Source organism: Vibrio fujianensis (assembly GCF_002749895.1).
Classification (GTDB): domain Bacteria; phylum Pseudomonadota; class Gammaproteobacteria; order Enterobacterales; family Vibrionaceae; genus Vibrio; species Vibrio fujianensis.
In genome coordinates, this window is sequence record NZ_NBUS01000054.1 from 81,868 (window position 1) to 90,010 (window position 8,143).

Annotated in this window: 8 protein-coding genes and 1 pseudogene; 2 read left to right on the forward strand and 7 right to left on the reverse strand. The window is 42.1% G+C overall.

Annotated features, from left to right (window positions below):
• The 7 genes and pseudogenes from B7C60_RS19355 to B7C60_RS13555 form a co-directional block, all read right to left on the reverse strand.
• Positions 1 to 305: pseudogene (locus B7C60_RS19355) on the reverse strand (electron transport complex subunit RsxC); the annotation flags it as partial.
• A gap of 8 nt (positions 306 to 313) precedes the next feature.
• A complete protein-coding gene (rsxB, locus tag B7C60_RS13530) occupies positions 314 to 901 on the reverse strand; it encodes an electron transport complex subunit RsxB (RefSeq protein ID WP_099612123.1) in 588 nt (195 codons plus the stop codon).
• Positions 901 to 1,482, reverse strand: a complete 582-nt coding sequence (gene rsxA / locus B7C60_RS13535; RefSeq protein ID WP_078926219.1) for an electron transport complex subunit RsxA — start codon at positions 1,480 to 1,482, stop codon at positions 901 to 903. The genes rsxB and rsxA overlap by 1 nt, the downstream gene beginning before the upstream one ends.
• A 258-nt stretch (positions 1,483 to 1,740) precedes the next feature.
• Complete coding sequence (locus B7C60_RS13540; RefSeq protein WP_099612124.1) at positions 1,741 to 3,294, reverse strand: methyl-accepting chemotaxis protein; 1,554 nt, start codon at positions 3,292 to 3,294, stop codon at positions 1,741 to 1,743.
• Between the two features lie 286 nt (positions 3,295 to 3,580).
• A complete protein-coding gene (locus tag B7C60_RS13545) occupies positions 3,581 to 4,201 on the reverse strand; it encodes a LysE family translocator (RefSeq protein WP_099612125.1) in 621 nt (206 codons plus the stop codon).
• Between the two features lie 93 nt (positions 4,202 to 4,294).
• Positions 4,295 to 4,726, reverse strand: coding sequence for an acyl-CoA thioesterase (locus B7C60_RS13550; protein ID WP_099612126.1), 432 nt, complete (start codon positions 4,724 to 4,726; stop codon positions 4,295 to 4,297).
• Between the two features lie 157 nt (positions 4,727 to 4,883).
• Positions 4,884 to 6,425, reverse strand: a complete 1,542-nt coding sequence (locus tag B7C60_RS13555) for a bifunctional GNAT family N-acetyltransferase/carbon-nitrogen hydrolase family protein (protein ID WP_099612127.1) — start codon at positions 6,423 to 6,425, stop codon at positions 4,884 to 4,886.
• Positions 6,426 to 6,886: 461 nt separating this feature from the next.
• Between B7C60_RS13555 and B7C60_RS17060 the strand changes: the two genes are divergently transcribed.
• Together B7C60_RS17060 and B7C60_RS19360 are read left to right on the forward strand one after the other, a co-directional pair.
• Positions 6,887 to 7,684, forward strand: coding sequence for a hypothetical protein (locus B7C60_RS17060; RefSeq protein WP_157928706.1), 798 nt, complete (start codon positions 6,887 to 6,889; stop codon positions 7,682 to 7,684).
• A 362-nt stretch (positions 7,685 to 8,046) separates the two neighbouring features.
• Positions 8,047 to 8,143 (forward strand): hypothetical protein (locus tag B7C60_RS19360; protein WP_245869666.1); only part of this gene is annotated, 97 nt, incomplete at its 3' end.

Consider the following 8,143-nt stretch of genomic DNA (forward strand, 5'->3'; position numbering starts at 1 on the left):
GAGGGGTGAGCTGTCGTTCTTGGTTCAATGGCGGTAATCGTGCCCGATGTCGGTGCGTGAACCGGTAGCATAAAGGTGCTGCGGTACTGAGTTAAGGCTTGCCCTTTTAAAACCTGCTGGCCAATATCGACCAGTAGATCTCCCGCTTTTCCGATATGTTGCTTAATCGGTAGTATCAGTTCTTCAGGTATGAAGGCGGGGAGCATGGCCGCATGATTGGATTGTTGTTTATTTTCTGGTGGGTGAATACCACCGGGAAAATCCCAAAGTTGACCCGCTTGGATCTGTTTAATTAATGACAACATACTCACCTTCAATGTGCGTTTTTTTGCGTATCAGACGCAGCTTCAGTGATATTAACAACAGGAATTGCATTCATTTGCCACTTCCAAGTATCCGGTGTGGTTTCGACAGGAATCATCTCGATACAATCCGTTGGGCACGGAGCAACACACAAATCGCAACCGGTACATTCGTCTTTTATGACAGTATGCAGTGCTTTTGTGCTTCCGACGATGGCATCGACAGGGCACGCTTGAATACATTTCGTGCAGCCAATACACATATCTTCATGAATAAAAGCCACTGTTTTGACTTTGTTGTCGAGGTCGTGCGCAGATTCTTGAACCTCAACCCCCATTAAATCTGCGAGTTTTTCAATTGTGGCTTGGCCACCCGGAGGACATTTATTAATAGCATCGCCATTTGCGATAGCTTCCGCATAAGGGCGGCAACCGGGATAGCCACATTGGCCACATTGAGTTTGTGGTAAAATAGCATCAATTTGATCCACAATCGGGTCACCGTCGACTTTAAAACGAATCGAGGCAAAGCCTAAAATAGCACCAAAAATCGCGGCTAAAACCGCTAAAGCAAGAACGGCGATCAACAGCGTACTCATTACAATTTCACCAATCCGGTAAAGCCCATAAAGGCAAGGGACATCAACCCGGCGGTAATCATGGCAATCGATGCTCCTTTGAATGGCGTCGGTACATCTGCCACTTGAATGCGTTCGCGCATGGAGGCGAAAAGAATTAACACCAAAGAAAAGCCGACAGCAGCACCAAAACCATAAATAATGGATTGGATAAAATTATGGTTTTCATTGATGTTTAATAGCGCGACACCGAGTACGGCACAATTGGTGGTGATCAAAGGTAAAAAAATACCTAATAAGCGATACAACGTTGGGCTGGTTTTATGTACGACCATCTCGGTAAATTGTACGACGACAGCAATCACCAAAATAAAGCTCATCGTCCTTAAATATTCAATACCCAGCGGGCGAAGAATGTAACTTTCAACTAGATACGCGCAGACGGAGGCCAGGGTCAGCACAAACGTGGTAGCAAAGCCCATACCTATCGCGGTTTCGAGCTTTTTGGATACCCCCATAAAGGGGCATAAGCCGAGAAACTTTACCAGTACAAAGTTATTAACCAATACCGTACCGATTAATAACAAAAAATATTCGGTCATAATGCGAGTCGTCTTTAATTCTGATCTGGCTATTATCCAGCTTTGAGCCATCAATAACAACCGAGTAAAACAAAGGTTTTCTCTCGATGAATAGAAAATAGGCATAAAGTAACCGGCGATAACCGTTTCTTTCCCCACTTTTTACAGAAAGATAACCCTGTGACTTTACCGTGTTACTCAATAAAACGACCTTCAATGTGTAAGAATGTGTTTTTAATATCAGCAGATTTGATGATGAATAACTTTTATATTAGTACGTTAACGTTTAAAACGAATGACGAGTTCATGTAAATCATCCGATACTTTATGAACATCGTTAATGCTGTCACTGAGTTCATTCGCTCCTTTCAGGGTGGAGGACGCCAACATGGAAATATTAACAATTTGTTGATTCACATCTTCAGCGACATGTGCTTGTTGTTCTACCGCCGTGGCAATTTGTGAAGACATGGCGGCGATATGTTCAACGGCTTGAGAAATTCCTTTTAGTACTTCCCCACTTTCTAATACATAGCGAAGTCCGTCTTCTGCATCGGTAACGCCCGTTTGTGAAACTTGAACCGCTTGTTGAGCGCGCTGTGTCAGTTCCGAGATGATGGCGTGAATATCTTGGGTTGATTGTTGGGTTCGTGTTGCAAGGACACGAACTTCATCGGCAACAACAGCGAATCCTCGCCCTTGCTCTCCAGCTCTTGCCGCTTCAATGGCGGCATTTAACGCCAGAAGATTGGTTTGTTCTGCAATATTTTCAATGATTTGTGCTACGTGAGCAATTTTATTGGTTTGTTCGGAAACGTTTTGTACCGAGTCACCAATTTGCTGGACAGTACGTTTGAGTTTTTCAATCGCATCACGCGTTGTATTTGAGGTGATAACGCCGTTTTGCGTTAATTGGTTAGCCACTTCAGCTTGCTCGGCGGTATTATTGACATGTTCTGATACATCATGAATCGAGGTGCTCATTTGATGCATAGCGGCAGCAACGGCCTCGGTCTCTTTTTGTTGACGAGATATTTCTTTCTGTGCGTTCTGTGTTAAAGCTTGCCCTCGCCTTGCTTCAGCAGAAACATTGATCGCTGCATTTTCTATTCTAGCGATAATGGTATTGAGATGAGCGGCTTGGCTGTACAATGAAACTTTAATTTTGCCTAATTCACCTGTGTCGTCCGTGTAAGTATGCATAGCGAGTGGATGATAAAATGAGGTCTGCAATAGGTCACTGATTGAATGTAACGTTCGATGACGAGAGTACGACACCCATACACTAAAGATGATAATCCCGACGAGTAATATACTTTCCGATAGTTCAGGATATTCCATCGCATATAGCAAGCCAGAGCAGGCTAAAGCGAATATCAAAAAGAGGTTTTCTAACCGAATAGAGAGTCCGGCTTTGGCAGGCTTCCCGGCTCGGACTCTTTGATAAAATTTTTCGGCTCTGGCAATGGCTTTTTTATCTGGACACGATCGAACCGATTCATAACCGATCACGTTATTATTTTCGGTGATGGGAGTGACATAAGCATCGACCCAGTAGAAATCACCATTTTTGCAACGATTTTTGACTAATCCCATCCAAGGTTGTCCTGCCTTGAGGTGCTGCCACATGACTTCAAATGCCTGTGAAGGCATATCTGGATGTCGAATAATGTTATGCGGCTGACCAATTAACTCTTCTTTTTGAAAACCACTGATCTTTGCGAAAGCCTCATTACACTCGACAATTTTTCCTTGGGTATCGGTAACGGAAATCAGTTTGGTGTCTTTATCAAAGGTTTTTTCTTTATTGGTGACGGGGTGATTGTTTCGCATAGAAATATCCTAGAAGAAATCGCGCTGTGAACCCTGTTATAAATCCGTGATGTTATGAAACATAGCGGCCTGCCTAAATAAGCATAATCTACTTTGCTCAATGCGCAATTTTTAGGAATGGAATGGTATTTTTGAGTGACTAACGGATACGGTCATCCTTTATTGAAAGGGTGATAACGTCGTCGGACTAAGGCCGGTTAATGTATCAGGCGAAAGGAGCAGCATGTTGCTTTCACATCGTGACATGGTTTGATGTCATACGGGTAAAAGTAATTAAAGAGAATCATTAGCTGGCTAGTAGCCAGATACCTACCCCTGCCATCATCGTACCAGCGATGCGATTCAATAATCGTAAGTTATCGGCTTTTCCGAGTGCTCGTTTTAGCCCTTTTCCTCCGATTGCGTAAAGAGACATTGAAATAAATTCAGACACCATAATGATGGAAATCAATAAAGTGAGTTGTGGAACTAAACGGTGAGATTGATCAATAAAAGGTGGTAATAAAGCAATCATGAATGCCCAACCTTTGGGGTTGGCAATCGCGGTCATAAAACCTTGGATAAATAGTGTTTTTCGATGATGTGTTGGGTGAGGATGATCTGTCGAATCGAAGGCCAGTTTACTTTTTGAACGCCACATTTGGATGCCGAGATAGAGTAGATAACTGGCACCCACTAATTTGAACAGGGTAAACATCCATGGATAACTCAGCATGATGGCGGCAATCCCGATGACTGCAGAGACGGCTACCATGGCAACGCCAAGCAACTCACCGATCATCATCCATAATGTTTTTCGATAGCCAAGATTCATCCCAAGCGTTAAAGCTAATGTCATACACATACCCGGTGTAATAGAAACAAAGAAGAACGTTGGGATAAATAAACCAAGTAATGCACTATTCATTTGGTTGATCCGTCGAGAATAATTGCTTGGCACAATAAGCGTTGAGCGAGATTTAGGCAAGAGGCTCTTGAGTTATTGTGTACTGATGGTTAATCAGCCATGCGTTTCAATTTGTTTTATCGCTTGCACCAAATGTTCGGCGAGAAGCGCTTTTTGTCCAGTCGCAAAGTTAAACATCACGATGGTTGCAGCCCCTGTGGTGGTGACTTTACCTATTTTTTTACTCACGACGTGGTATTCCATGGTGAAACGATCAGTCTGAATATCCACTACTCTGGAACCGATCAATAAAGTATCAGGAAAGGTGACCGGAATTTTATAACGGCATTGGGTTTCACTCAGCACTGGGCCGATACCACTGCTTTGAATATCTTCCATCAAGGCTATCTGTTTAAAATAATCAATTCGCGCGGTTTCAAAGTAACGAAAGTAGACCACGTTATTGATATGCTGCAATGCATCCATCTCTCCCCATGCGACGGGAATTTCAGTAATGACAGGAAAAGCGTGAAGTAATGATTCCATGAGGCAAGGCTCCTAGGGTCTGTTGACCTTTCGCGGTTTTAGGGCAGTTACTCTAACCGTTTTAACTAAAAAATAACGTGATTTTGTTATCATGTTGTTATTTTTTTGTCGTTCCAAGGTGCCCAAAGATACGCTTGGAACGAAAATAGCGTGAATTTTAAGATTGATGAATTTTAGTCTGAGTAAATCCGCCATAGAGATCCATTCGGCGGTGACGTAAATTGGTGACTGAGCCTTCAGTATTAAGTTGTTTAAGCTTATCGAGATCCACATCAGCAAAAATTATCATTTCCGTATTTGGACTAGCTTCGGTAATGGTCGCGTCGTGTGGAAAGAAAACATCGGATGGTGAAAATACAGCTGACTGGGCATATTGAATGTCGACGTTATCCACTCGTGGTAAATTACCGACACTGCCTCCAATGGCGACATAACACTCGTTTTCAATGGCCCGAGCTTGTGAACAAAGGCGAACCCGTTGATAACCATTTTTGGTATCGGTCCAAAAAGGAACGAAGATAATTTGTACCCCTTGCTCTGCCAGCATTCGTCCAAGTTCTGGAAATTCACTGTCATAGCAAATTAAAATGCCCACCCGGCCCGCATCGGTTGTAAACACTTGGACATGGTTGCCGCCATCGATCACCCAGTCACGTTTTTCATGTGGTGTAATATGAATTTTGTACTGTTGGTCAATTGAGCCATCACGATGAAGTAAATAGGCCACATTATACAGTTGACCATCTTCTAAAACAGGCATGCTACCGGCAATAATATTAATGTTGTAAGTGACCGCCAGGGTCGAGAAGTGGGTTTTTATCTGCTCACTAAAAGAGGCTAAAAAGCGAATTGCTTCGACGCTGTTTTGTTCGCGCTTTAATCCCATTAATGGGGCGTTAAAAAACTCTGGGAATAGGGCAAAATCTGCCTGATATTTTGAAAGCGAGTCAACAAAAAATTCGGCTTGATCCAACAAATCTTCCACACTGAGCACGGCTCGCATTTGCCACTGAACGATACCAATACGCACTAAAGTTTTTTCGACATCATGAATAGATTGAATATCTTCTTCATAAAAGAAATTATCCCACTCTAATAAGGTGGCATATCCCCTTGAATTATCATCTTCCGGTAGGTAGTGGCGCATAATCCGCTTAACATCAAAGTCATTTGCTAATTGGAAAGAGAGAATCGGATCATGCAGCTCACGGCGTTTGACTTTTTCGATATAGTCCATAACTGGCATTTGATCCGCATATTGAGCGTATCCCGGTATTCGACCACCGGCTAAAATGGCTTTGAGGTTGTCACTACGGCACAATTCTTTTCTAGCTGTATATAATCGACGCCCTAAGCGTAACCCTCGGTAATCAGGATGGACGAAAACATCCAAGCCATACAGCGCATCGCCATTCGTTTTATGTTGAATCACATTGTGTTCATTGATGATATCAGTATAAACATGAGGAAGAGAAAAACGGTTATAATCCACTTTGATGGTGAGTGCGGCCGCAATGACTTTTCCATCGTCCTCAATACAAATTTGTCCATCTGGAAATTGGTGAATTAAGTCCATAATTGTCATTCTGGGCCAAGCACCGCCCACATCGTGAAAGACGAGATCCATCAACGTGGCTAATTCAGGATAATCACTCTTTTCAATGACACGCAGAGTTAAACGTGGTGCAGGATTACTCATACACGATGCTTCCTTGTTGTTATGCTTTTTGAGTTAAAGTTGTAATGGTGCTGGCTAGGGTTTGTTTAACCTATTTACATGGTGTCGCTATGCTCCTGAAATGGGGCCCTTAGCTATCACTAAAGGCCAATCTATGATTGTACAAATTTGCTAATGACTTACCAGGCTAAGTGGTTTGAGAATAGTCATACTGACGAATATTTCCTATTGAAGCAAGTTCATATAAGGCGTGAGCTTGACTTGCGTCATCACCGATTTAAAAAAGCGCAGCAAGGTGAGGGAGTTGTGAAGGTTTAAGCCTTTATAATAAAAAGGTTATTAATTTGTGTGAGAATTTCGTGTTTAGTCACAAGATTAGTCCTGAAAAAATAAGCAATTTGGGTCATATTATCGATTCTCTTGATCATAGTGGTGAGTTATCACTGAGATGGTTTTTTAGGTAGGTTTTAGAGTCAATAATCATGCCAGTATATTCGTTACCTATTTTGTATGTATTATCTTTTAGTTTTCAATTGGTTAAGATGAAGTGGCGTCAGCTTTTACGATTATCCTGGCCCTACTGGTTAGTGACGCTCAGCAGTCAATACATTATTCCACAGAATCAGCAAGGGTATAGTGCGCCACACGTATTTTTATGGATCGTCTTTATCATGATGATTGCCGCTTGGACAACGGTTCAGCTGCATAGGAGTATTCTGTTAGATTCATCGTCCATAACAACATCATCCATAGCAACATCGAACAACGCCTCATCCCAGTTCGGAACAAGAGAGTTAAAAATGATCGGTTACTGGATATTGATTGGTGGTGGGTTATTTTCTCTACTCATCGGCTGTACCTTGATATTTGTTTACTTGTTTGAGGAGAAGGTCGCTTCATTACCTGTTTTTGTACTCTATCTGCTATTTTCACTCCCCTGCTGTTGGCTATTTTCTCGTTGGAGTTTGGTGATTCCTGCCATAGCGATTGATGCAGAGCCACGTGGCTTAAAAGTGGCATGGTCTTTATCAAAACCCTACCAAGGCCCACTTTTTATTTTACTGGGTCTATTTCCCTATGGCATCACGATGTTGTTTACTTTTTTTGCTCAATGGGGTGGAGTGAGTGAGCAAGCCCACTGGGTGTTTAATCTCTTGACATATTTCTGTTGGTTATATCAAATCTGTATTTTATCAATAACTTATCAATGGATTACTCGACGTAAGCAAATCGATCATTTTTTGGATATGTCACCATCGGGTCGACTGGTGAGTGAATAAAGCGCCATTTTTAGGTGTAATCGATATAGATAGGGTGTCTGTCTACGATTAAAATATAAATGATATAACTATCATTTAAAGGCGATAATCATGTCAGTGAGATCGTAGATTGAACAATTGACGCTATTGGAGATTCGCTTAAACGCACACTTCTGTTTATCTATAGTTAACACTTTCTTACAATTACAGTATTACTGTGGTTAGTTTGGGGCAACGACATATCGTTTTGGAACATTTCTAAGAACGATTGGAACCCTTCAGCTGTAGACTAACCACTCTTATCAGTTCTTATGCCTACCCCTGCTTGTTGTTCTGCGAATCTGCCCTGCAAAGTTTTATGTTTATAATTTAGGAGAGAAATTATGAGTGACATTGCGCTTTCTATCAGCATTCTTTCGCTGGTAGCAGTGCTGGGGTTGTGGCTTGGAAATTGGCGAATATACGGTGTAGGGTTAGGAA

What these genes read in the sequence shown, in the direction of transcription:
- rsxA (WP_078926219.1), bottom strand. Translation starts at nt 1,482, where the DNA reads ATGACCGAATATTTTTTGTTATTAATCGGTACGGTATTGGTTAATAAC.
- B7C60_RS13540 (WP_099612124.1), bottom strand. Translation starts at nt 3,294, where the DNA reads ATGCGAAACAATCACCCCGTCACCAATAAAGAAAAAACCTTTGATAAA.
- B7C60_RS17060 (WP_157928706.1), top strand. Translation starts at nt 6,887, where the DNA reads ATGCCAGTATATTCGTTACCTATTTTGTATGTATTATCTTTTAGTTTT.
- rsxB (WP_099612123.1), bottom strand. Translation starts at nt 901, where the DNA reads ATGAGTACGCTGTTGATCGCCGTTCTTGCTTTAGCGGTTTTAGCCGCG.
- B7C60_RS13555 (WP_099612127.1), bottom strand. Translation starts at nt 6,425, where the DNA reads ATGAGTAATCCTGCACCACGTTTAACTCTGCGTGTCATTGAAAAGAGT.
- B7C60_RS13550 (WP_099612126.1), bottom strand. Translation starts at nt 4,726, where the DNA reads ATGGAATCATTACTTCACGCTTTTCCTGTCATTACTGAAATTCCCGTC.
- B7C60_RS13545 (WP_099612125.1), bottom strand. Translation starts at nt 4,201, where the DNA reads ATGAATAGTGCATTACTTGGTTTATTTATCCCAACGTTCTTCTTTGTT.